This window comes from Sinomonas cyclohexanicum (assembly GCF_020886775.1).
Classification (GTDB): Bacteria; Actinomycetota; Actinomycetes; order Actinomycetales; family Micrococcaceae; genus Sinomonas; species Sinomonas cyclohexanicum.
Genome location: NZ_AP024525.1, coordinates 1,586,190 through 1,607,703, shown reverse-complemented (window position 1 = coordinate 1,607,703; position 21,514 = coordinate 1,586,190). Strand labels below are relative to the sequence as shown.

The 21,514-nt window shown below is 71.5% G+C and carries 21 protein-coding genes; 7 read left to right on the top strand and 14 right to left on the bottom strand.

Translation table 11 applies throughout. From position 1 onward, the window contains the following. Positions 1 to 3: 3 nt before the first annotated feature. Complete coding sequence (dxr, locus tag SCMU_RS07725) at positions 4 to 1,233, bottom strand: 1-deoxy-D-xylulose-5-phosphate reductoisomerase (RefSeq protein ID WP_229232431.1); 1,230 nt, start codon at positions 1,231 to 1,233, stop codon at positions 4 to 6. Positions 1,234 to 1,357: 124 nt separating this feature from the next. Between dxr and SCMU_RS07720 the strand changes: the two genes are divergently transcribed. Continuing rightward, positions 1,358 to 1,816 (top strand): GyrI-like domain-containing protein, encoded by a 459-nt coding sequence (locus tag SCMU_RS07720; RefSeq protein ID WP_229232430.1) that lies wholly within the window; start codon positions 1,358 to 1,360, stop codon positions 1,814 to 1,816. Positions 1,817 to 1,835: 19 nt separating this feature from the next. Here SCMU_RS07720 and SCMU_RS07715 read toward each other — a convergent pair whose 3' ends face one another. Genes SCMU_RS07715 through SCMU_RS07685 form a run of 7 tightly spaced genes read right to left on the bottom strand, consistent with a single transcriptional unit; the run spans position 1,836 to position 9,677 of the window. Next, positions 1,836 to 2,633 carry an HpcH/HpaI aldolase/citrate lyase family protein gene (locus SCMU_RS07715; RefSeq protein ID WP_229232962.1) on the bottom strand — a complete coding sequence of 266 codons (798 nt, stop codon included), beginning with the start codon at positions 2,631 to 2,633 and terminating at the stop codon, positions 1,836 to 1,838. Between the two features lie 38 nt (positions 2,634 to 2,671). Continuing rightward, positions 2,672 to 3,199, bottom strand: a complete 528-nt coding sequence (locus tag SCMU_RS07710) for a MaoC family dehydratase (RefSeq protein WP_229232429.1) — start codon at positions 3,197 to 3,199, stop codon at positions 2,672 to 2,674. Beyond that, positions 3,183 to 3,881, bottom strand: a complete 699-nt coding sequence (locus SCMU_RS07705; protein WP_229232428.1) for a 3-oxoacid CoA-transferase subunit B — start codon at positions 3,879 to 3,881, stop codon at positions 3,183 to 3,185. The genes SCMU_RS07710 and SCMU_RS07705 overlap by 17 nt, the downstream gene beginning before the upstream one ends. Beyond that, positions 3,881 to 4,669 (bottom strand): CoA transferase subunit A, encoded by a 789-nt coding sequence (locus tag SCMU_RS07700; protein ID WP_443020237.1) that lies wholly within the window; start codon positions 4,667 to 4,669, stop codon positions 3,881 to 3,883. Before SCMU_RS07700 ends, SCMU_RS07705 begins: the two co-directional genes overlap by 1 nt. A 51-nt stretch (positions 4,670 to 4,720) precedes the next feature. Continuing rightward, a complete protein-coding gene (locus tag SCMU_RS07695; RefSeq protein WP_229232427.1) occupies positions 4,721 to 5,893 on the bottom strand; it encodes an acyl-CoA dehydrogenase family protein in 1,173 nt (390 codons plus the stop codon). A 5-nt stretch (positions 5,894 to 5,898) separates the two neighbouring features. Beyond that, the gene (locus SCMU_RS07690; protein WP_443020236.1) at positions 5,899 to 8,073 is read right to left on the bottom strand and encodes an acetyl/propionyl/methylcrotonyl-CoA carboxylase subunit alpha; all 2,175 of its coding nucleotides are present in this window, start codon (positions 8,071 to 8,073) and stop codon (positions 5,899 to 5,901) included. Further along, complete coding sequence (locus SCMU_RS07685) at positions 8,070 to 9,677, bottom strand: carboxyl transferase domain-containing protein (RefSeq protein WP_229232425.1); 1,608 nt, start codon at positions 9,675 to 9,677, stop codon at positions 8,070 to 8,072. The genes SCMU_RS07690 and SCMU_RS07685 overlap by 4 nt, the downstream gene beginning before the upstream one ends. A 91-nt stretch (positions 9,678 to 9,768) precedes the next feature. Between SCMU_RS07685 and SCMU_RS07680 the strand changes: the two genes are divergently transcribed. Beyond that, complete coding sequence (locus tag SCMU_RS07680) at positions 9,769 to 10,371, top strand: SACE_7040 family transcriptional regulator (RefSeq protein WP_229232424.1); 603 nt, start codon at positions 9,769 to 9,771, stop codon at positions 10,369 to 10,371. Between the two features lie 100 nt (positions 10,372 to 10,471). On the opposite strand, the gene SCMU_RS07675 is transcribed toward SCMU_RS07680, so the two are convergent. From SCMU_RS07675 to pdhA, 3 genes are read right to left on the bottom strand one after another with little or no spacing between them, the layout of a single operon-like run. Then, positions 10,472 to 11,848 carry a dihydrolipoamide acetyltransferase family protein gene (locus SCMU_RS07675; RefSeq protein ID WP_229232423.1) on the bottom strand — a complete coding sequence of 459 codons (1,377 nt, stop codon included), beginning with the start codon at positions 11,846 to 11,848 and terminating at the stop codon, positions 10,472 to 10,474. Beyond that, positions 11,845 to 12,864, bottom strand: coding sequence for an alpha-ketoacid dehydrogenase subunit beta (locus SCMU_RS07670; protein WP_229232422.1), 1,020 nt, complete (start codon positions 12,862 to 12,864; stop codon positions 11,845 to 11,847). The genes SCMU_RS07675 and SCMU_RS07670 overlap by 4 nt, the downstream gene beginning before the upstream one ends. Next, entirely contained in the window at positions 12,864 to 13,991 is a 1,128-nt protein-coding gene (gene pdhA, locus SCMU_RS07665; protein WP_229232960.1) for a pyruvate dehydrogenase (acetyl-transferring) E1 component subunit alpha, read from the bottom strand. The genes SCMU_RS07670 and pdhA overlap by 1 nt, the downstream gene beginning before the upstream one ends. A 166-nt stretch (positions 13,992 to 14,157) precedes the next feature. On the opposite strand from pdhA, the gene SCMU_RS07660 reads away from it, so the two are divergent. Continuing rightward, positions 14,158 to 14,634, top strand: a complete 477-nt coding sequence (locus SCMU_RS07660; RefSeq protein ID WP_229232421.1) for an Lrp/AsnC family transcriptional regulator — start codon at positions 14,158 to 14,160, stop codon at positions 14,632 to 14,634. A gap of 103 nt (positions 14,635 to 14,737) precedes the next feature. Here SCMU_RS07660 and SCMU_RS07655 read toward each other — a convergent pair whose 3' ends face one another. After that, on the bottom strand, positions 14,738 to 16,333 hold the full coding sequence (locus SCMU_RS07655) for a monocarboxylic acid transporter (RefSeq protein ID WP_229232420.1): 1,596 nt from the start codon (positions 16,331 to 16,333) through the stop codon (positions 14,738 to 14,740). Further along, on the bottom strand, positions 16,330 to 16,743 hold the full coding sequence (locus tag SCMU_RS07650; RefSeq protein ID WP_229232419.1) for a DUF485 domain-containing protein: 414 nt from the start codon (positions 16,741 to 16,743) through the stop codon (positions 16,330 to 16,332). Before SCMU_RS07650 ends, SCMU_RS07655 begins: the two co-directional genes overlap by 4 nt. 240 nt (positions 16,744 to 16,983) lie before the next feature. Between SCMU_RS07650 and SCMU_RS07645 the strand changes: the two genes are divergently transcribed. The 4 genes from SCMU_RS07645 to SCMU_RS07630 are packed head-to-tail and all read left to right on the top strand — an operon-like array spanning position 16,984 to position 20,840. Next, positions 16,984 to 18,204 carry a sensor histidine kinase gene (locus SCMU_RS07645; RefSeq protein ID WP_229232418.1) on the top strand — a complete coding sequence of 407 codons (1,221 nt, stop codon included), beginning with the start codon at positions 16,984 to 16,986 and terminating at the stop codon, positions 18,202 to 18,204. Between the two features lie 5 nt (positions 18,205 to 18,209). Further along, the gene (locus SCMU_RS07640) at positions 18,210 to 18,941 is read left to right on the top strand and encodes a LytR/AlgR family response regulator transcription factor (RefSeq protein ID WP_229232417.1); all 732 of its coding nucleotides are present in this window, start codon (positions 18,210 to 18,212) and stop codon (positions 18,939 to 18,941) included. 13 nt (positions 18,942 to 18,954) lie between these two features. Beyond that, on the top strand, positions 18,955 to 19,353 hold the full coding sequence (locus tag SCMU_RS07635; RefSeq protein ID WP_229232416.1) for a hypothetical protein: 399 nt from the start codon (positions 18,955 to 18,957) through the stop codon (positions 19,351 to 19,353). Further along, positions 19,350 to 20,840 carry a sodium/solute symporter gene (locus SCMU_RS07630; RefSeq protein WP_229232415.1) on the top strand — a complete coding sequence of 497 codons (1,491 nt, stop codon included), beginning with the start codon at positions 19,350 to 19,352 and terminating at the stop codon, positions 20,838 to 20,840. Before SCMU_RS07635 ends, SCMU_RS07630 begins: the two co-directional genes overlap by 4 nt. A 60-nt stretch (positions 20,841 to 20,900) precedes the next feature. Here the strand turns inward: SCMU_RS07630 and SCMU_RS07625 are convergent, their stop codons facing one another. Further along, on the bottom strand, positions 20,901 to 21,494 hold the full coding sequence (locus SCMU_RS07625; RefSeq protein WP_229232414.1) for a DivIVA domain-containing protein: 594 nt from the start codon (positions 21,492 to 21,494) through the stop codon (positions 20,901 to 20,903). Positions 21,495 to 21,514: the final 20 nt, after the last annotated feature.

Sequence of the window (21,514 nt, the reverse complement as noted above, 5' to 3'; positions counted from 1 at the left end):
CTCCTAGGACTTCTGCGTACCCAAACGCTCGTGGGCCCGCGCGCGTGCCCACTCCTCGGCCGCCAGGACGGAATCCACAGAGAGCTCCGAGGAACCTCCATGCTCCGACAGGACCGCCTCGACGGTGTCGACGATGTCCAGGAATCCGATCCTGCCCTCGTGGAAGGCCTCGACCGCCTCCTCGTTGGCTGCGTTGAAGACCGCGGGGAACGTGGTGCCCTGCTTCGCGGCGTCGCGGGCGATCTCCACCGCGGGGAACGCCGCGGCGTCGAGCGGCTCGAACGTCCACGCGGTGGCCTGGCTCCAGTCGCACGGCAGCGCCGCGCCGGGGACGCGGTCCGGCCAGCCCAGCCCCAGGGCGATGGGCAGGCGCATGTCCGGCGGACTCGCCTGCGCGATCACGGAGCCGTCGGCGAACTGGACCATTGAGTGCACCACGGACTGGGGATGCACGACGACGTCGATCGCCCCGAGCGGCACCCCGAACAGGAGGTGGGCCTCGATGAGCTCGAGGCCCTTGTTCACGAGCGTGGCCGAGTTCGTGGTGACGACCTTTCCCATATCCCAGGTCGGGTGGTTGAGCGCCTGCGCCGGGGTCACCCCGGCGAGCTCGGCGCGGGTGCGGCCGCGGAACGGGCCGCCAGAGGCGGTCAGGATGAGCTTCTCGACCTCATCCGCGCGGCCGGCCCGCAGGCACTGGGCGATCGCGGAGTGCTCGGAGTCCACGGGCACGATCTGGCCCGGCGCGGCGGCCCCCGTGACGAGCGTGCCGCCCACGATGAGGCTCTCCTTGTTCGCGAGCGCGAGGGACGCGCCGGAGGCGAGGGCCGCGAGCGTCGGGGCGAGCCCGATGCTCCCGGTGATGCCGTTGAGCACGACGTCGGCCCGGCCGCTCGCGCCGCTCCACGCGGCGATGCGGGTGGACGCCTCGGGGCCGGAGAAGAGCTCGGGGGCGTAGCCGGCGGCCCCGTGGGCGGCGGCCTCGCCCTCGACGAGGGCGCGCAGCTCGTCGACGCTGCCGGTCGCGATGCCGACCGCCTCGGCGCGGGTGCGGACGGCCTGGACCGCGAGGAGCCCGAGGTTGCCCCCGCCGGCGCTCAGGGCCGTGACGCGGAACCGGTGCGGCGCGCCGTCGACGACGTCCAGCGCCTGGGTGCCGATGCTGCCGGTCGAGCCGAGGATGATGACGGAACGCTGGGTCTCTGGGTGCGGCTCGGAACCGGGTGTCTGCATGTCATCCAGTATCCCGTAGTGCGCCGTCGCAGCTGTCGCCGAGGCCATGGCGGTTGAAGGGCTGCGCTGGTCGAAAGGCCCTTGTGCCCTCGCGCTCGCCGCGCGTCTGGGCCAGCATGGAAGCATGACTGAGATCAGCAGCACCGACCTCACTGAGCAGCCGACGGCCGTGGTGCGTGCCACCATCCGGATGGATGAGCTGCGGCCCTTCTTCGATGGCGTCTTCAGCAAGGTCGTCGAGGCCGTCCAGGGCGCAGGCGCGCGCGTCACGGGCCCGCCGTTCGCGATGTACCACGGGATGCCGGGCGAGACCATCGACCTCGAGGCCGGATTCCCCATCGCGGGATCTTTCACCGGGGCCGAGGGGGTCACCGCGAGCGTCCTCCCCGGCGGCTCCGCGGTCCAGGCCACCCACGTCGGGCCCTACGAGGGGCTCGCCGAGACGTACCAGGAGATGGGCGAGTGGATGCAGCGCCAGGGGCTCACCCCGGGCGAGAGCATGTGGGAGATGTACCTGACGGACCCGAGCGCCGAGCCCGATCCGGCCACGTGGCGCACGGAGGTGTACTGGCCGACGCGGTGAGCCAGGCGCACACGGAGAGTTAGGCGCCCGCCCGGCGCAGCACCGCCTCGGCATGGCGCAGGATCGGCCCGTCGATCATCTTGCCCTCGTACTGGAACACGCCGGTCCCCGCGGCCTCGGCGGCCGCGAGGAGCGCCCGCGCGGCCGCGACGGCCTCGTCCGACGGCGCGTAGGCGGCCCGTACCGCGGCCACTTGGCTCGGGTGGATGCAGGCCTTGGCGGCGAAGCCGGACGCGACCGCGTCCGCCGACTCGGCCGCGAGCCCGCCGAGGTCGGGGATGTCCGTGTACACCGCGTCGACGGCCGCCTTGCCGTAGGCCCCGGCGGCGAGCAGCACAGCGGAGCGCGCGTGGAGGGCGACGGCCCGGTACGCGCCGTCGTCCGCCCGGCTGGAGGTCCCGCCGAGGGAGGCCACGAGGTCCTCGGCGCCCCACATGAGCGCGACGGTATTGGGCTGCGCGGCGATCGACGGCGCCGCGAGGACGCCAGCGGCGGTCTCGCACAGCGCGAGGACGCGGTAGGCGCGCAGGAGGGACAGCTGGTCGGCCGACTCGGCCTTGGCGAGCATGACCGTGCGGTACGGCGTGGCCTCGAGCGCCTCGAGGTCGGCCTCGAAGTGCGCCGAATCAGCGGAGTTGACCCGCACGATGGTCCGCTCCGGGTCGAGCGGCGTCTCGGCGAGGTTGCGCCGCGCGTCCGCCTTGGCGTCCGGCGCGACGGCGTCCTCGAGGTCGAGGATCACGGCGTCCGCACGGTCGGCCGCCTTGGCGAAGCGCTCGGGGCGGTCGGCGGGGCAGAACAGGAGGGCGGGGCCCATGGCGAAGGGGGCAGGCCGGGCCGGCGGGGCGAATTCAGTCACTGGGTGTGCGCTTCCTTGGTCCACATGAGGCACGAGCGGCGGGCCCGCGCCACGACGGTTCCGTCCTGGTTGCGCCCTGTGTGCTCGAACGTGACGATCCCCTGGCCGGGGCGCGAGGCCGAGAGCCGCTTCTCCACGACGATGGTCTCCGTGTAGAGCGTATCCCCGTGGAACAGCGGGTGCGGGAACGAGACGTCGGTGAGTCCCAGCTGTGCCACGATCGTGCCCTGCGTGAGCTGCGCGACGGACTGCCCCACCATCGTGGACAGCGTGAACATCGAATTCACGAGGCGCTGCCCGAACGGCTGGCCGGCGCTCCACGCCGCGTCGAGGTGCAGCGCCTGGGTGTTCATCGTGAGGGTCGTGAACAGGACATTGTCCGCCTCGGTCACGGTGCGGCCCGGCCTCGCGGCGTAGACCACGCCCTCCTCGAGCTCGTCGTAGTACAGGCCCCGCTGGACGACGGCGCGCAGCGGCTCCGCGCCGTCGTCCTCCCGTGCGCGCGGCTCAGGGCTCGTTGTCATGGATCTCAACCTCGAGCTCGGCTGCGGTGGCCGCGACGACCTGCTCCTCGGTGACGCCAGGGGCGAGCTCGCGCAGCACGAGGACGGGGCCGGTGCCCGGCTCCATGCCCGCACCCACGATGTCGCCGTCGGTGCTGCGGACGATGTCGATGACGGCGAGATCCGTGATGATCCGGTCCACGCAGCCCCGGCCGGTGAGCGGGAGCGTGCACTCGGGCAGGATCTTCGGGTTCCCGTTCTTGTCCGTGTGCTCCATCATGACGATGAGCCGCTTGGCGCCGAAGACGAGGTCCATGGCCCCTCCCATGCCCTTGACCATCTTGCCCGGGATCATCCAGTTGGCCAGGTCACCGGCCCGTGAGACCTGCATGGCCCCCAGCACGGCGACGTCCACATGGCCGCCGCGGACCATGCCGAAGGACGTCGCGGAGTCGAAGAACGCGGCGCCCTTGTTGACAGTCACGGTCTCCTTGCCCGCGTTGATGAGGTCTGGGTCCACGTCCTCGTCGCGCGGGTACGGGCCGGTACCGAGGATGCCGTTCTCGGAATGGAGCACCACCTCGACGCCGTCGGGGATGTAGTTCGGGATGAGGGTCGGCATGCCGATCCCGAGGTTGACGTACTGTCCGTTCGTGAGCTCCTTGGCCACGCGGGCGGCGAGCTCGTTGCGGGTCCAGGGCATCAGGAGGCCCCCTCGGTGGTCTGCGCGGGGGTCTGCACGGTCCTCTTCTCGATCCTCTTCTCGCTGTGCGGGCCGCCCGCCGGCACGTGGACCACGCGCTGGACGAAGATGCCCGGCAGGTCGATGTTCTCCGGGTCGAGCTCGCCGGGATCCACGAGCTCCTCGACCTCGGCGACCGTGACCCTGCCCGCCATCGCGCAGAGCGGATTGAAGTTCATGGCGGTGGCGTGGAACACGAGGTTCCCGTGGCGGTCGCCCTTCTGGGCGTGCACGAGTGCGAAGTCGGGGGTCAGCGACTCCTCGAGGACGAACTCGGCGCCGTTGAAGGTGCGCACCTCCTTCGGCGAGGACGCGAGCGCAACGTTCCCTTCGGCGTCGTACTTCTGCGGCAGGCCGCCTTCGGCGACCAGCGTGCCCACTCCGGCCGCCGTGTAGAACGCGGGGATGCCGGCGCCGCCGGCCCGGAGCTTCTCCGCGAGCGTGCCCTGCGGGGTGAGGACGACCTCGAGCTCGCCGGCGAGGAACTGCCGCGCGAACTCCTTGTTCTCACCCACGTAGGAGCTGATAGTGCGGGCGATGCGGCCGTCCGAGAGGAGAATGCCGAGGCCCCAGTCGTCCACGCCGCAGTTGTTGCTGATCGTGGTGAGGTCCCTCGTGCCCTGGGCGTGGAGCGCGTCGATGAGCGCCACAGGGATGCCGCACAGCCCGAATCCGCCGACGGCGAGCGACGCGCCGTCCCCGATGTCCGCGACCGCCTCCTCGGCGCTCGCCACCACTTTGTCGATCACGTGACCCTCCTTGGAATCCGGCGTCGGAAGTCTGGCCCTGTGTGGCCTACGCTACAGCCCCAGCTCGCGGGCGATCAGCATGAGCTGCACCTCAGTGGTGCCCTCGCCGACCTCGAGGATCTTCGAGTCGCGGTAGTGCCGCGCCACGGTGGACTCGTTGATGAACCCGTACCCGCCGAAGACCTGCGTCGCGTCGCGCGCGTTGTCCATCGCGGCCTCGCCCGCCACCATCTTGGCAATCGCGGCCTGAGTCTTGAACGGCTTGCCCGCGAGCATCCGCGCCGCCGCGTCGTAGTACGCGAGCCGGGCGGTGTGCGCGCGGGCCTGCATGCGGGCGATCTTGAACTGGATCGCCTGGTACTTGCCGATGTTCGTCCCGAACGCGGTGCGCTCCTTCGCGTAGTTGACCGAGAGGTCCACGCAGCCCTGCGCGGCGCCCGTGCCCAGGGCGGCGATCGCGATCCGGCCCTCGTCGAGGATCGAGAGGAAGTTGGCGTACCCGCGCCCGCGGACGCCGAGCAGGTTCGCCTCGGGGACCCGGGCGTCCTTGAAGGAGAGAGGGTGGGTGTCCGAGGCGTTCCAGCCCACCTTGTTGTAGGCCTTCTCTGCCCGGAATCCGGGCGTCCCGGAGGGGACGATGATCGTGGAGATCTCCTTGCGCGTGGTCCCGTCCGGCCGTTCCTCCGCGCCCGTGACCGCGGTGACCGTCACGAACTTCGTGATGTCCGTGCCGGAGTTCGTGATGAACTCCTTCGAGCCGTTGATGACCCACTCGCCGCCGTCGGGCCCCTGCTCGAGGCGAGCGGCCGTCTTCGTCCCGCCCGCGTCTGAGCCCGCCTCGGGCTCGGTCAGTCCGAATCCCGCGAGGGCCCTCCCCGCGGCGAGGTCCGGCAGGAACTCCTCCTTCTGGGCGTCGGTGCCGAAGCGGTGGATCGGCATGGCGCCGAGGGAGACGCCGGCCTCGAGCGTGATCGCGACGGACTGGTCCACGCGGCCGAGCTGCTCGAGGGCGAGCGCAAGCGCGAAGTAGTCCCCGCCCATGCCGCCGTACTCCTCGGGGAAGGGGAGGCCGAACAGGCCCATCTCGCCCATCTGGGCGATGACCTCGTAGGGGAAGCTGTGCTCCTCGTCGTGCTTCGCGGACACGGGCGCCACGACCTCATCGGCGAACTCCCGCACCGTGTCGGAGAGCTCCTGGTATTCGTCGGTGAGCTGGAAGTCCATGGTTTTCAGTCCTGTTCCTGGGGTGTGTCGTGGGGGATCACGGTGGCGACGACCTGATCGGCCTTGACCAGGGCACCGGGGGCGACGTGCACCTGGACGGTGCCGGGGAGGGAGGCGACGAGCTGGTGCTCCATCTTCATCGCCTCGACGGACACCAGGGGCTGGCCCTCTGCGACCTGCTGGCCGTGCTCGACCGCGACGGAGACCACCGTTCCGGGCATCGGGGTGCGCACCTCGGGGTCTGCCTCGCCCTCGTGGCGGTGGACGGCGGCCCGGATCCGCTCGAGCCGCTCGGCGCGGCTCAGCACGCGCAGCGCAACCGACCAGCCGCCGTCGCCGAGGTGCACGGTCCGCTCCCCCGCCGGGCCCGTCGTGACCGCCCCCGTGTAGCGGTGCCGCTGCGGGCTGCCGCCGTCATCGAGCGTGAGCACGACGGCGTTCGCTGCCTCGGTCTGGAGGCTCGCTGCGAGCTCGGCTGCCCGGTGGCCGGCGAAATCGACGCTGAGGCGAGCGCTCTGGGGTGCGCCGTGCACGTGCACCGTCGCGACGCCGCCGTCCGGCGTTCCGAGCGTGACGCGACGCGCGGCGGGCGCCCCGAGGCGCCACCCGTCGAGGTCCCACGGGCCCGGCCCTGGCGCGGGCAAGGCGGCCAATCCCGGTGCCGGCGCGCCGGACGCGCGGGGCGAGCCCGCGCTGTCGTGCGTCGCGGCCGGCACGTCCCTGAGCTCGGGGCCGGCGAGGGCGAGCAGGGCCGCGGCCGCGTACTCGGCCTCGCCGGGCTCCCGAAACCCCAGGCCGCCGAGGCGGCGTTCGATGAGGGTCGTGTCGAGGTGGCCGGCCTGCACGTCCGGGTCCGCGAGGAGCAGGCGCAGGTACTCGATGTTCGTGGCGACGCCGAGCACCGTGTAGCCGGCGAGCGCCGAGTCGAGGGCGGCGAGCGCCTCGGCCCGGTCGCGGCCCCACGCGATGCACTTGGACAGCATGGGGTCGTAGTCCGAGCCGATCGCGAGGCCCGGCTCGAGCGAGCTGTCCACGCGCACATGCTCCCCCGCGGGCTCGCGCAGCAGCTCGACGGTGCCGGTCGCGGGCAGGAAGCCGCGCGCGGGCACCTCGGCGTAGACGCGGGCCTCGACGGCGTGGCCGTCGAGCCGGATGTCCTCCTGCCGCACCGCGAGCGGCTCGCCGGCGGCGACACGCAGCTGCTGCTCGACGAGGTCGATCCCCGTGACCATCTCGGTGACCGGATGCTCGACCTGGAGGCGCGTGTTCATCTCCATGAAGAAGAACTCGTCCGGGGCCTCGTCGGAGACGAGGAACTCGACCGTGCCGGCGCCGACGTACCCGACGGACCGCGCGGCGTCGCACGCGGCCGCACCGATGCGGGCGCGCCTCCCAGAATCCGACGCCGTGCCGCGCTCCGTGTCGAACAGCGGGGAGGGGGCCTCCTCGATGACCTTCTGGTGGCGGCGCTGGAGGGAGCACTCGCGCTCGCCGAGATGGATCGTGGTGCCATGGGTGTCGGCGAGGACCTGGACCTCGATGTGCCGGGGCGCGCGGACGAGCCGCTCGATGAGAAGGGTGCCGTCGCCGAACGCCGCCGTGGCGACGCGGCGCGCCGTCGTGAGCGCCGCGGGGAGGTCCGCCGCGGTCTCGACCACCTGCATGCCCTTGCCGCCGCCGCCCGCGGAGGGCTTGATGAGCATCGGGTAACCCACGCCGTCGGCCTTCGCGATGAGCTGCTCGTCGCTGAGTCCCGGCTCGGAGACGCCCGGGATGACGGGCACGCCGTATCCCTTGACATGGTTCTTCGCGCGGATCTTGTCCCCCATGACGGCGAGCGCCTCGGCACCGGGGCCCACGAACACGACGCCGGCCTCCGCGAGCGCGCGGGCCAGGTCTGCGTTCTCGCTGAGGAAGCCGTAGCCGGGATGGACGGCTTGGGCGCCCGTGGCACGGGCCGCCTCAACGATCGCGGGGATGCTCAGGTAGCTCTGGGCCGCGGCCGCCGGACCTATGCGGACCGCCTCGTCGGCCTCGCGCACGTGGCGCGCGCCGGCGTCGGCATCGCTGTAGACGGCCACGGACGCGATGCCGAGGCGGCGCAGGGTCCGGATCACGCGGCACGCGATCTCGCCGCGGTTCGCCACGAGGACTTTCGTGAAGGGGGTCACGGTGCTCACATCCTGAAGACGCCGAAGGACGTCTCCGGCAGGGGGCTCTGGGCGACGACGGCGAGGGCCATGCCGAGGACGCGGCGCGTGTCGGCAGGGTCGATCACCCCGTCGTCCCAGAGCCGGGCGGTCGAGTAGTAGGGGCTGCCCTGGGTCTCGTACTGGGCCCTGATGGGGGCCTTGAAGGCTTCCTCGTCCGCGGCAGCCCAGTGCTCACCGCGGGCTTCGAGCTGGTCCCGCTTGACGGTCGCGAGGACCGACGCCGCCTGGTTACCGCCCATGACCGAGATGCGGCTCGCGGGCCACATCCACAGGAACCGGGGCGAGTAGGCGCGCCCGCACATCGAGTAGTTGCCGGCCCCGAACGACCCGCCGATCACCACCGTGAGCTTGGGGACCCGGGTGGTCGCGACGGCCGTGACCATCTTGGCCCCGTGCTTGGCGATGCCGCCGTGCTCGTAGTCGCGGCCCACCATGAAGCCCGAGATGTTCTGCAGGAACAGCAGCGGGATGCCGCGCTGGTCGCACAGCTCGATGAAGTGGGCGCCCTTCATGGCCGACTCCGAGAACAGGACGCCGTTGTTCGCGACGATCCCCACGGGGTGGCCGTCGATGTGCGCGAAGCCCGTGACGAGCGTGGAGCCGTAGTCCTTCTTGAACTCGTGGAACCCGCTGCCGTCCACGAGCCGGGCGATCACCTCGTGCACGTCGTACTTCGCGTTCACGTCCGTCGGGACGGCCCCGTAGAGCTCGGTCTGGTCCGCCTTGGGCTCGACGGCGGCGCGCACCTCCCACGGTGCCGCGAAGGGCGGCGGAAGGGTCTCGACGATGCTGCGGACGATCTCGAGCGCGTGCTCGTCGTTGTCCGCGAGGTGGTCCGCGACGCCTGAGATCTTCGCGTGGACGTCGCCCCCGCCGAGCTCCTCCGCCGTGACGATCTCGCCGATCGCTGCCTTCACGAGTGGCGGGCCGCCGAGGAAGATCGTGCCCTGGTCCTTCACGATCACCGTCTCGTCGCTCATCGCCGGGACGTACGCGCCGCCGGCCGTGCACGAGCCGAGGACCGCGGCGAGCTGCGGGATCTTGGCCGCGGAGAGGCGTGCCTGGTTGTAGAAGATGCGGCCGAAGTGCTCGCGGTCCGGGAACACCTCGTCCTGCTTGGGCAGGAACGCCCCGCCCGAGTCCACGAGGTAGACGCACGGCAGTCGGTTCTCGAGCGCGATCTCCTGCGCCCGGAGGTGCTTCTTGACCGTCATCGGGTAGTACGTGCCGCCCTTGACCGTCGCGTCGTTCGAGACGACCATCACGTGGCGGCCGTGGACGAGGCCGATGCCGGCGATCACCCCCGCCGCCGGGCACTCGCCGTCGTACATCCCGTCCGCCGCGAGCGGCGAGATCTCCAGGAACGGGGAGCCCTCGTCGAGGAGGACGTCGATGCGCTCGCGCGGGAGCAGCTTGCCGCGGGCCACGTGCCGTTCGCGGGAGCGCTCGGGCCCGCCGAGCGCCGCTGTGGCGAGGCGCTCGCGCAGGTCCGCAGCAAGGGCGCGCTGGGCGGCCTCGTTCTCGGCGAACGCGGGTCCGGCCGGGTCGATCCGGCTGGTCAGGGTCTCCATCGATCCTCCGGTCAATGATGGCTCAGTTAGTGACGGCTAACTGAGTTCTAAGTTAATGTGTATTAACTGTGATGTCCAGCACGGGAGGGACATGAGCGAGCCATCCAGCCCCCGCCTCCAGGCCAAGGCCGAGCGCCGGCAGGCGATCCTCGACGCCGCCGCGGGCCTGTTCGCGGCGCAGGGATTCCCCGGGGCGTCCCTCGAAGACCTCGGCGCGGCCGCCGGCGTGAGCGGGCCGGCGATCTACCGGCACTTCCGCGGAAAGCAGGCCGTGCTGGGCGCCCTGCTCGTCGGGGTGAGCGAGGAGCTGCTGGCGGGCGGCCAGCGGGTGGCGGCCGCCGAGCACGACGCCGGCGCCCGCCTGCGCGCGCTCGTGGACTTCCACGTCGACTTCGCCCTCGGCCAGCCCGACGTGATCCGTGTCCAGGACCGCGACTTCCCCTCGCTCGCCGGCCAGGACCGCGAGCGCGTGCGCGCCCTCCAGCTGGCCTATGTGGACGTCTGGGTGGAGACGCTGCGGCATCTCCACCCCGGCGTGGGCGCGGCGGAGCTGCGCCTGCGGGCGCAGGCGGTGTTCGGCCTCATCAACTCGACGCCGCACTCGGTGCGCCGGCACGGGGGCCGCGTCGCGACGTCGTCCGCGCGGCGGACCCTCACCACGATGGCGATCGCGGCCCTCACCGCCCCGGCCTGACCGCACCACCAGGTGCCAGACACCGCAGGCGTTAGAGACCCCGCAACGGAAGTGCCTCGTTGCGGGGTCTCTGGGACGGCGTTGCGGGGTCCCCGGCGGCTCAGACCATCGTCAGGACCATGCCCGGGTCGGCCAGGATGGCCCCCACGTCCGCGAGGAACCGGGATGCCTGCTCGCCGTCCACCAGACGGTGGTCGAACGAGAGCGAGAGCGTCATGACCTGCCTCAGCGCGATCTCCCCCTCGTGCTCCCACGGGAGCCGCCGGACCTGGCCCATCGCGAGGATCGCGGCCTCCCCCGGGTTGAGGATCGGGGTTCCGGCATCGATCCCGAACACGCCGATGTTCGTGATCGAGATGGTGCCGCCGGCCAGATCGGCCGGTCCCGTGTGCCCGTCCTTCGCGGTCTGCGCGAGCTCCGCGATCGCCCCAGCCAGGTCCGCGAGCGAGAGCGCCTGCGCGTCCTTGACGTTGGGCACGACGAGCCCCCGCGGCGTCGCGGCCGCGATGCCGAGGTTCACGTAGTGGTACTGCACGATTTCCTGCGCGTCCTCGTCCCAGTGCGAGTTGAGCGTCGGGTTGTGCGTGAGGGCGATGAGCAGCGCCTTCGCCACGAGCGTCAAAGGGGTGACCTTGAGCCCCGCGAAGGCGCGGCCCGCCTTCAGCCTGCCGAGGAGCTCCATCGCCGGCGTCACGTCCACCGTCAGGAACTCGCTCGCGTGCGGCGCCGTGAACGCGCTGGCCACCATGGCCGCCGCCGTGTGCTTGCGGACGCCCTTGATCGGGGTGCGTGTCTCGCGCACGACGCCGCCGCCCGCCACCGCGGCCGGCTCGCCTTCCGCCGGGGTCGCCTCGTGGGGGGCGGAGCGGGTGCCGATCGACGCGAGCACGTCGTCCCGCGTGATGAGGCCCCGGGCCCCCGAGCCCGTCAGCGAGACGAGGTCCACGCCGAGGTCCTTTGCGAGCTTGCGGACCGGCGGCGTCGAGCGGGGGCGTTCAGGTGCGGGGGCGGGGGTCGGCTTGGCGGCGGGTGTGCGGTCCGCTTCGCTGCGTTCGACCACCGGCGCGGCGCCCTGCTCGACCACCGTGAGTCGCCGCGCCCGGCGCGCCGGCCGCGCGCCGGTCTCGGGCATCGCACCATACCCCACGAGGGTTGCCTCGCGTTTCGGCGAGCCGACTGCAGAAGGTGCGCGGCCGGCGTCGGCCGCCACCTCGAACTCCGCGATCGGCGCGCCCACGGCGACCACGTCCCCCGGCGCGACGAGCAGCGCGGTGACCTTGCCCGCGTGGGGGCTCGGGAGCTCCACGACTGCCTTGGCAGTCTCGACCTCGCCGATGACCTGATTGAGGGCGACCGTGTCGCCCACGGCGACGCGCCAGGCGACGATCTCAGACTCGGTCAGGCCCTCGCCGAGGTCGGGCAGGAGGAACGCGCGGGTCGCGGTGCCCGGCGTGGGGTCTGCGGCAGCCGCGCTCATGCGTCGTCCTCCATTCCGCTGAGCGAGTTGGGGCGGTCCATCACGCGGTCCACGCCGTCGAGGATCCTGTCCAGATCGGGCAGGTGGTAGAACTCGAGCTTCGAGGGCGGGTACGGGATGTCGTAGCCCGTGACACGGACGGGCGCGTGCTCGAGGTGGTAGAAGCAGCGTTCCGTGATCTCGGCGGCGAGCTCGGCGCCGAGCCCGAGCGTCCGGGATGCCTCGTGCGCGATCACGAGCCGGCCGGTCTTGCGTACCGAGGCCTCGAGCGGCCCGTAGTCCACCGGGGAAAGGGACCGCAGGTCGATGACCTCGACCGAGACGCCCTCGTCCTCCGCCGCCACCGCGACGTCGAGGCACGTCTTGACCATCGGCCCGTAGGCCACGAGCGTGACGTCCGTGCCCTCCACGGCAACGCGTGAGGAGCCCAGGCCCAGCCCGCCGATGCTGTCCGCGAGGGCCTCATCGACCTGGCCCTTGTCGTGGTACCGGCGCTTCGGCTCGAGGAACACCACGGGGTCGTCGCACGCGATGGCCTCCTGGATCATGGTGTACGCGTCCTGCGGGTTCGACGGCGCGACGACGCGCAGGCCCGCCGTGTGGGCGAAGTACGCCTCGGGCGACTCCGAGTGGTGCTCGGGCGAGCCGATGCCGCCGCCGAAGGGCAGCCGGAGCGTGATCGGCACCTTCACCGTGCCGCGGGAGCGGTAGTGGAGCTTGGCCACCTGCGCCACGATCTGGTCGAACGCGGGGTACACGAACCCGTCGAACTGGACCTCGACGACGGGCCGATAACCGCGGTACGCCATGCCGATCGCCGTGCCCATGATGCCCGACTCGGCCAGCGGGGTGTCGATGACGCGATGGGCGCCGAAATCCTTCTGGAGGCCGTCGGTGATGCGGAACACGCCGCCCAGCCGGCCGATGTCCTCGCCCATGAGCACGACCTTGGGGTCCCGCTCCATCGCCTTGCGCAGGCCGGCGTTCAGCGCCTTGGAGAATGTCATCTCGGACATCAGCGTGCTCCCTCCGTGAAGTCGCTGTAGGCGACCGATTCGGGGTGGTCGGCGAAGACGGCGTGGTAGCGGCCGAACTGGTCGCGCTGCCGCTCCAGGATCGGGTGGGAGCCCGCGTAGACGTGCTCGAACAGCTCCTCGGGCTCGGGATCGGGCATGTGGATCGTTGCCTCCCGGAGCTCGGCGGCCACGGCGTCGGCCTTCGCGGCGACGGCCGCGCGCCGCGCGGCGTCGAGGATGTCCGCGTGGATGAGGTAGGCCTCGAACCGCGAGATCGGGTCGCGTCCCCTCCAGTCCTCGAGCTCATTCGCGTCGCGGTAGCGGGTCGGATCGTCCGCGGTCGTGTGGGCGCCCATGCGGTAGGTGACGGCCTCGATATAGGAGGGGCCGTGGCCCTCGCGGGCATGCTCGAGGGCCTCGCGGGTCACGGCGAGGCACGCGAGCACGTCGTTCCCGTCGACGCGGACGCTCGGGATCCCGAAGCCCGGGGCGCGGAGGCCGATCGGCACGTGCGCCTGAAGGCCCACCGGCTCGGAGATGGCCCAGTGGTTGTTCTGGCAGAACAGCACCACGGGTGCCTGGTAGCTCGCAGCGAAGACCATGGCCTCGTTGACGTCGCCCTGGCTCGTGGCGCCGTCGCCGAAGTATGTGATGACGGCGGTCTCCGCGCCGTCGAATTGGACGCCCATCGCGTAGCCGACGGCGTGCAGCGGCTGGGCGCCGATGACCACCTGGGTGGGGGCCATGTTGAACTCGAAGGGATCCCAGCCGGCATTCTGGGTGCCCCGCCACTGCTTCATGAGGTCTTCGGCGGGGATTCCGCGCGCGTACGCGACCGCGATCTCGCGATAGCTGGCGAAGATGAAGTCGTCCGGACGGGTGGCGCGGGCCGAGCCGATCTGCGCGGCCTCCTGACCCAGGAACGGAGGCCAGAGGGCCACCTGCCCCTGCCGCTGGAGGGCGGTGCCTTCGGCGTCGATGCGCCGGGCGACCACCATGTCCTCGTAGAGCCCCACGAGGGCGTCATGGTCGAGGTCGGCGACGAGGCGGTCGTAGCGCTCATGGGGGCGGCGCTCGCCCTCGGGCGAGAGAAGCTGGATCGGCAAGCCGTCGTCGCCGGTCAACATCTGGTAGCTGGACACTGTGGTTCGCATCCCTCTCTGATCTCGGGAGGCCTGTGGGCCGCCGGGTTAATGTGACCATACTCACAAGGCGCACCGGGTACAACCAACCACGGAGAAAGTGGTCAGGATGCCCAGATTGGCCGCTCCGGACCGTGCTAGTCTGCGCAGCATGCACGTCGTCGACGCGACCGATGCCCGCATCCTGCGGGCCCTCGCCAAGGACCCCCGGCGGACCGTGGTCGCGCTCGCCCAGGAGCTCGGGCTCTCCCGCAACACGGTGCAGGCGCGGCTCGCACGCCTCGAGACGGGCAACGCCTTCCTGACGTTCGACAGGCGCATCAATCCCACGTCCCTGGGCTACCCGCTCCTCGCATTCATCACCGTGCACGTCCAGCAGCGCAAGCTCGCCGAGATCACCGGCCACATCGCCGAGATCCCGGAGGTGCTCGAGGGCCATGGCCTCACCGGCACCGCCGACCTCCTCCTCAGGGTCGTTGCCGTGGACGCCGAGGACCTGTTCCGGATCAACGGCAAGATCCTCGCCGTGGACGGGGTCGAGCGGACGGATACCGCGCTCGCCATGGGCGACCTCATACCGTTCAGGATGGACCCCCTCCTCGCCAAGGGTCCCCGACCGCCCACGTAGCGCGGACACGAAGCACGACGGCGGGCGGCGACCTCCCCATGGGGAAGCCGCCGCCCGCCGTCGTGCTTCAGAGCGCTGGTGCGGTCTGTCTAGTGCGGGCCGATCAGTGCGTCACCGCCTTCTCGGCGCCGATGCCGGTGAGCGACCGGACCTCCATCTCCGCCTGCTTGGCCGGATCCTCGCGGCGCTTGTCCAGCACGGTGCCGAGCCAGCCGAGGAAGAACGCGAGCGGGATCGAGACGATGCCCGGGTTGCTCAGCGGGAACCATGCGAAGTTCGCTCCCGGGATCATCGAGGTCTTCGCACCGGAGACCACCGGGGAGAAGGCGATGAGCAGGACCGCGGAGGCGAGGCCGCCGTAGATGCTCCAGAGCGCGCCCTTGGTGGTGAACTTCTTCCAGAAGAGCGAGAAGAGGATCGTGGGCAGGTTGGCGGAGGCCGCCACGGCGAACGCGAGGGCCACGAGGAACGCGACGTTCTGGCCGTTGGCGAAGATGCCGCCGATGATTGCGAAGATGCCGATCACCACGACGGTGCGGCGGGCCACCTTGACCTCGGAGGCCGGGGTGGTCTTGCCCTTGGCGAGGACGTTCGCGTAGATGTCGTGGGCGAAGGACGCCGCCGCCGTGATGGTCAGGCCGGCCACGACCGCGAGGATCGTCGCGAACGCGACCGCGGAGATGAAGCCCAGGAGGAGCGGGCCGCCGAGCTCGAACGCGAGCAGCGGGGCCGCCGAGTTCACCCCGCCGGGAGCGGCCTTGATCGCATCGGCGCCGATGAGCGCCGCCGCGCCGTAGCCGAGGACGAGGGTGAAGAGGTAGAACGCTCCGATGAGCCAGATGGCCCACACGACCGACTTTCTGGCCTCCTTGGCCGTCGGCACGGTATAGAAGCGCATGAGCACGTGCGGGAGGGCGGCCGTGCCGAGCACGAGGGCCAGGCCGAGGGAGACGAAGTCGAGCTTGGAGGTGTCGCTCTTGCCGTACGCGAGCCCGGGGTTGAGGAGTTTCGTCCCGCCCGCCTCCGCGGCCTTCCCGAGGAGCGCGGACAGGTCGAAGCCGTTGAGGGCCAGGACCCAGATGGTCATGGCGAACGCGCCGATGATGAGCAGCACCGCCTTGATGATCTGCACCCAGGTGGTGCCCTTCATGCCGCCGAGGAGCACGTACATGATCATGAGCGCGCCGACCACGGTGATGACGACCGACTGGCCTGCCCAGTCGGAGATGCCGAGGAGGAGCGCGATGAGGCCGCCCGCGCCGGCCATCTGGGCCAGGAGGTAGAAGAAGCACACCGCGAGGGTCGAGATGGCCGCGGCGATGCGGACCGGCTTCTCCCGGAGGCGGAACGCGAGGACGTCCGCCATGGTGAACTTGCCGGTGTTGCGCAGGAGCTCGGCGACGAGCAGGAGCGCGACGAGCCAGGCGACGAGGAAGCCGATCGAGTACAGGAAGCCGTCGTAGCCGTTGACGGCGATCGCGCCGGTGATGCCGAGGAACGAGGCCGCCGAGAGGTAGTCGCCCGCGATGGCGGTCCCGTTCTGGCCGCCGGTGAAGGAGCGCCCGCCGGCGTAGTAGTCCGCGGCGGTCTTGTTCGTCTTGCTGGCGCGCAGCACGATCACGATGGTGATGCCCACGAACACGGCGAAGATCGCCATGTTGAGCCATGAGCTGTCCTGCAGGTTGGAGGCGAGGTTCATCGGGCGCTCCCGTCGGAGTCGGCGCTCGCGGATGCCGTGCCGGCCGATGCGCCATGGTCGAAGTCGTGGTGCTCGATCTCGCTGCGGATCGCCTCCGCCGCCGGGTCGAGCTTCTTGTTGGCGTGGCGCACGTACCAGGCCGTGATGCCGAACGTGCTCACGAACTGGAGCAGGCCGAGCAGGAGGCCGAGGTTGATGTTGCCCCAGACCTTGATGGACATGAAGTCATGCGCGTAGTCGGCCAGCAGGACGTACAGGAAGTACCAGAGCAGGAACGCTCCGGCGATCGGGAACACGAAGCTGCGGTGGCTCCTGCGCAGCTCACGGAACTCGCTGCTGGCTTGGACCAGCTGGAAGTCCGGGCGGGCGGCCGGCTCGGCCGTCGCGTCCCGGGAGGCGTCGTTGCCCATGGATCCTCCATAACGTGCCGGACGTCCCGCCCGGCGGATGAGTGATGTCCATCACTCTCGCGGCCCGCGGCGCCCCGGACCAGCGCCTCGCGGGCCGTATCGCCCAGCGGCCGCCAGCGTGCGCCGAACGGCGGGCGGCCGACGCCGAACGGCGCCCGCTTCGCGCTGTGAATCGCGCACGGCGGCCGACGGCGCCGGGCGGCGTCCGCGGGGACCAGCGCCTCCCGCTAGCCTTGCTGCATGGCCCCCGACGTCCTCACGTTCGCCGCGCTCATCCTCGTGGTCGCGGCGGGCGCCGCCGTGGGCGTCGTGGCCTGGCGGCTGTGGCGGTCGCGGCGGGACTTCGGCAGTGAGGCCGAGCGGGCCAGCTACACGATCCTGCATTCGGCCGCGCAGGCCGGAAGGTACCTGCGCAAGGGGCTCGAGCCCGAGGGCGCCGCCAAGGCGGCCCACCACCTGCGGTCCATGCTCGGCGCCCCCGCGCTCGCCCTCACCGACGCGTCCCGGCTGCTCGCGTGGGACGGCGAGAGCGCGGCCCACGCGGGCACGGTCATGGCCCTCGCGGCCAAGACCCTCGTCCAGGGCCGTGCCCGGGTTGCGCACAACGACGAGCTGGACTGCGACGCCGCCGGGTGCACGGCGCCGGAATGCCGCCTGCGCGAGGCCGTCATCGCTCCCGTCCGCGCGGGCGGACGGGTCATCGGCACCGTGGTGGCGTTCACGCCGTCGACCGGGGTGGGCCTCGTGCGGGCGGCGGGCGAGGTAGCCGACTGGGTGGCGACCCAGGCCGAACTCGCCGAGCTCGACAGGTCCCGCACCCTTCTCATGGAGGCCGAGGTCAGGGCGCTGCGGGCCCAGATCAGCCCGCACTTCATCTACAACTCGCTCAACGCGATCGCCTCCTACATCCTCACCGATCCGGCGCGCGCACGGGAGCTCGTGGTGGAGTTCGCCGACTTCACGAGGTACTCATTCCGGAGGCATGGCGACTTCACGACCCTTGCGGAAGAGCTGCGCAGCATCGACCAGTACCTGCTCCTCGAGCGGGCGCGGTTCGGTGAGCGGCTTCAGGTGAGCCTGCGCATCGCGCCCGAGGTGCTCGGCATCCTCATCCCCTTCCTGAGCCTCCAGCCGCTCGTCGAGAACGCCGTGCGACACGGCCTCGAGGCCCGCGAGGGCGTAGGGCACATCAGCATCACGGCCGAGGACACCCCGCACGAGGCGGTGGTGAGGATCGAGGACGACGGCGCCGGGATGGACCCCGAGCGCCTGCGCGACGTCCTGGCCGGGCACGCTGGCGGAATCCACGTCGGCCTGCGCAACGTCGACGCGCGGCTGAGGCAGGTCTACGGCGACGACCACGGGCTCGTCGTCGAGACCGCCCCGGGCCAGGGCACGCTCATCACGATGCGCATCCCCAAGTCCCAGCCCCAGCACGATGTGCGCCCGCCAGTAGACTGAAGCGCATGATCACCGCCCTCGTCGTCGACGACGAGCTGCCCGCCGTGCAGGAGCTCTCCTACCTCCTCGGCCAGGACGAGCGCATCGGCGCCGTCCACACCGCGACCTCCGGGACCGACGCATTGAAGACCCTCGAACGCGAGGACGTTGACGCGATCTTCCTCGACATCCACATGCCGGGCCTGAGCGGACTCGAGCTCGCCAGGGTGATCGCACGGTTCTCGGCGCCCCCGGCGGTCGTCTTCGTCACGGCGGACGAGGACCATGCGCTCGAGGCCTTCGACCTGGCGGCCACAGACTACCTGCTCAAGCCCGTGCGGCCCCAGCGGCTCGAACGCTGCATCGGCCGGATCGCCGAGCAGCGCGAGGGGGCGCGCGGCCCTGCGGACGCGGCGCCCGAGGTCATCACGGTCGAGCAGGCGGGCGTGACGCGCATGATCCGGCGCGACGACGTCGCGTTCGTCCAGGCCCAGGGCGACTACGCCCGTCTGCACACGTCCGAGGGCTCGTATCTCGTGCGCGTCCCGCTGACGGACCTCGAGCGGCAGTGGGGCCCCTCCGGGTTCGTCCGCATCCACCGCTCGTTCCTCGTGGCCATGGATGCGGTGCAGCAGCTGCGGCTCGGCGGCACCCAGCCCACGGTCCTGGCGGGAGGAAGCGAGCTCCCCGTGAGCCGGAGGTGCCTGCCGGGCCTCCGGGAGCGGCTCGCGTCACGCCGGATCCGCCCGTTGCCGTGATCGGCCTCGAACCGTGACGGGCCTCGGCGAGGGCGAACGCCGGATCGACCGCACCAAGCGCGTCCGCGTCACCGCACCGCTCTCGAGCGCGGCCCGCGCCCCCAAGGCCCCGTCCCTCTCACGCGAGGTGGCCGAGCAGTCCGAGATCGGCAGCGTGGTGCTGCGCTCGCTCATGCGCTCCCAACTGCGGCTCGCGGCGCTCGCGGCCGGCGCCTTCCTCGTCGCGGTGGGCGCCCTGTGGGCCGTGTCGCAGCTGGCCGGGAGCCTCCCGTGGCTGCCCGGGCTGCCCCTCGAGTGGCTCCTCATCGGGGTGCTTCCCTACCCGGCGGCACTGCTCGCTGGGATCGCCTACTTCCGGGCCGCCACGCGCAACGAGCAGCGCTACGCCGAACTCCTCGAGGACCACACGTGAGCCCCGCCATCGGGCTCACGGCCCTCGGCGTCGTGGCGGTCGCGACAGTCCTGGTGGGCTTCTACGGCCTGCGCATCTCCCGGACGACGAGCGACTTCTACGTGGCCTCCCGCACGGTGCCGCCCTGGTGGAACGCGTCCGCGATCGGCGGTGAGTACCTCTCCGCCGCGAGCTTCCTCGGGGTGGCAGGGCTCATCATGGTCAGCGGCTCGGGCGCCCTCTGGTACCCCGTGGGTTACACCGCAGGGTTCCTCATGCTGCTGCTGTTCGTCGCCGCTCCCCTGCGCCGCTCGGGTGCGTACACCGTCCCTGACTTCACCGCCGCCCGGCTCGGCTCCCTCGCGGCGCGACGCACCACGAGCGTGCTGGTCGTGCTCATCGGCTGGCTCTACATCATCCCCCAGCTCCAAGGGGCCGCGCTCGCCGTGCGGATCACCACGGGACTGCCGGGCTGGGTCGGCTCGGCGGCTGTGGTCGCCGTCGTCGTGTGCGCCGTCATGATCGGTGGGATGCGCTCGATCACGTTCGTTCAGGCGTTTCAGTTCTGGCTCAAGCTCGCGGCGCTCGCCATCCCGGCGGTCTTCCTTGTGCTGGTGCTCGCCGGCCGCGGCGCCCCGGAGGTCCCGGAGGGGCTGGACGCGGCGCTTCCCGCACCGGGCGCGCTCACGACGCCCGACGGCGGCTACCGCACCTTCTCGCTCCTGCTCGCCCTGCTCTTCGGCACCCTCGGGCTGCCGCACGTGCTCGTGCGGTTCTACACGAATCCCGACGGCCGCACGGCACGGCGCACCACCGTGATCGTGCTCGGGCTGCTGTCCGTGTTCTACCTGTTCCCCACCACGTTCGGGGCCATGGGGCGCCTCGCCGCCCCGGACCTCGCGAGCGAGGGCGACGCCCTCGCGATCCTGCTGCCCGAGCGCCTCCTGGCCGGGCCGCTCGGGACGGCGCTCTCGGCCCTCGTCCTCGCAGGAGCCATGGCCGCGTTCCTCTCGACGACGTCCGGCCTGCTCGTGTCGGTCTCGGGCGTGATCAGCCAAGAGCTCTTCGGCGGCAGCGTGCGCGGGTTCCGCACGGCGGCGGCCCTGGCCGCCGTCGTGCCCCTCGCCACCGCCTTCTGGGTGAGCCCGCAGGCGCTCGCCGGGAGCGTCGGGCTCGTCTTCGCGTTCACGGCCTCGACCATCTGCCCCCTGCTCGTCCTGGGTATCTGGTGGCGGAGGCTCACGCCGGCGGGGGCCGTTGCGGGCATGGTCACGGGTGCACTCGCTTGCGGCGGCGCGCTCGTGGCCTCCGGGGCCATCGCCGCGGGGGCGCTCGGACCGGAGGCCAAGGAGTCGGTCGTCGCGGCCGCCTGCGCGCAGCCCGCTGCGTGGACGGTGCCGCTCGCGTTCGCCGTCATGGTGGTCGTCTCGCGCGCAAGCAGCCGCACGGTCCCCCGCGGCGCCGACCGGTTCTTGGTCAGGCTCCACTCCCCCGAGCCGCGAGGCTAGGCTCGCACACGCCCGGATCGCGAGCCCTCTCAGCCAACGGGCGGCGCCAGACCGCCGGACTCAGTCGATGGAGGCCATGAGCTCGACCACTCGGTCGAGGAACGCGTCGACTTGGGTCTCCTCGTAGCCTTCCTGCCCGGATACCGTCCGGAACACGGCCACGCGCACCTCGTCGGCGCTCATCGGCGAGCCGTTCTCGAGGTAGTCCAGGAGCCGCACGCAGAGATCATCGACGTCCTGCGTGTGGTAGCTCGGCGCCTTCTGGCTGCTCGGGCGCCGGAAGCGTTCCCCGTCCCCCCGCATGAGGCGGCCCCGGAGGAGCCCGGCAAGCTGGCCGATCTCGCGGAGCCAGGCGTCCTCACCGGACCGCTGGATCAGATCGTCCCGCTCGCGGCGCGCGAACGCGTCCTCGAGACGGTCAAGGGCCGCGTCGACCTCGTTCGCGTCATACCCGCCGCGGACGGCATCGAACGAGACGGTGCGGACCTCGTGGCTCGTCACCACGGGGGCCGAAGGGTCCTCAAGATAGGCGCGGGCCGCGCCCAGGAACTTCTCCACCTGCTTAGGGCTGTAGCCCAGGTCGCCCCGCCCGACCCGGTCGAATCCTGCCGCCGCACTGTCCTCGGTGTGCGCCACGTATGCGAGTCCTCTCATTTCATGATGTCCATCGGGTG

Excerpts from the sequence above, each read along its gene's own strand:
- dxr (WP_229232431.1), bottom strand. The coding sequence starts at position 1,233 with ATGCAGACACCCGGTTCCGAGCCGCACCCAGAGACCCAGCGTTCCGTC.
- SCMU_RS07720 (WP_229232430.1), top strand. The coding sequence starts at position 1,358 with ATGACTGAGATCAGCAGCACCGACCTCACTGAGCAGCCGACGGCCGTG.
- SCMU_RS07715 (WP_229232962.1), bottom strand. The coding sequence starts at position 2,633 with ATGGGCCCCGCCCTCCTGTTCTGCCCCGCCGACCGCCCCGAGCGCTTC.
- SCMU_RS07710 (WP_229232429.1), bottom strand. The coding sequence starts at position 3,199 with ATGACAACGAGCCCTGAGCCGCGCGCACGGGAGGACGACGGCGCGGAG.
- SCMU_RS07705 (WP_229232428.1), bottom strand. The coding sequence starts at position 3,881 with ATGCCCTGGACCCGCAACGAGCTCGCCGCCCGCGTGGCCAAGGAGCTC.
- SCMU_RS07695 (WP_229232427.1), bottom strand. The coding sequence starts at position 5,893 with ATGGACTTCCAGCTCACCGACGAATACCAGGAGCTCTCCGACACGGTG.
- SCMU_RS07685 (WP_229232425.1), bottom strand. The coding sequence starts at position 9,677 with ATGGAGACCCTGACCAGCCGGATCGACCCGGCCGGACCCGCGTTCGCC.
- SCMU_RS07680 (WP_229232424.1), top strand. The coding sequence starts at position 9,769 with ATGAGCGAGCCATCCAGCCCCCGCCTCCAGGCCAAGGCCGAGCGCCGG.
- SCMU_RS07675 (WP_229232423.1), bottom strand. The coding sequence starts at position 11,848 with ATGAGCGCGGCTGCCGCAGACCCCACGCCGGGCACCGCGACCCGCGCG.
- SCMU_RS07670 (WP_229232422.1), bottom strand. The coding sequence starts at position 12,864 with ATGTCCGAGATGACATTCTCCAAGGCGCTGAACGCCGGCCTGCGCAAG.
- pdhA (WP_229232960.1), bottom strand. The coding sequence starts at position 13,991 with ATGTTGACCGGCGACGACGGCTTGCCGATCCAGCTTCTCTCGCCCGAG.
- SCMU_RS07660 (WP_229232421.1), top strand. The coding sequence starts at position 14,158 with ATGCACGTCGTCGACGCGACCGATGCCCGCATCCTGCGGGCCCTCGCC.
- SCMU_RS07655 (WP_229232420.1), bottom strand. The coding sequence starts at position 16,333 with ATGAACCTCGCCTCCAACCTGCAGGACAGCTCATGGCTCAACATGGCG.
- SCMU_RS07650 (WP_229232419.1), bottom strand. The coding sequence starts at position 16,743 with ATGGGCAACGACGCCTCCCGGGACGCGACGGCCGAGCCGGCCGCCCGC.
- SCMU_RS07645 (WP_229232418.1), top strand. The coding sequence starts at position 16,984 with ATGGCCCCCGACGTCCTCACGTTCGCCGCGCTCATCCTCGTGGTCGCG.
- SCMU_RS07640 (WP_229232417.1), top strand. The coding sequence starts at position 18,210 with ATGATCACCGCCCTCGTCGTCGACGACGAGCTGCCCGCCGTGCAGGAG.
- SCMU_RS07625 (WP_229232414.1), bottom strand. The coding sequence starts at position 21,494 with ATGAGAGGACTCGCATACGTGGCGCACACCGAGGACAGTGCGGCGGCA.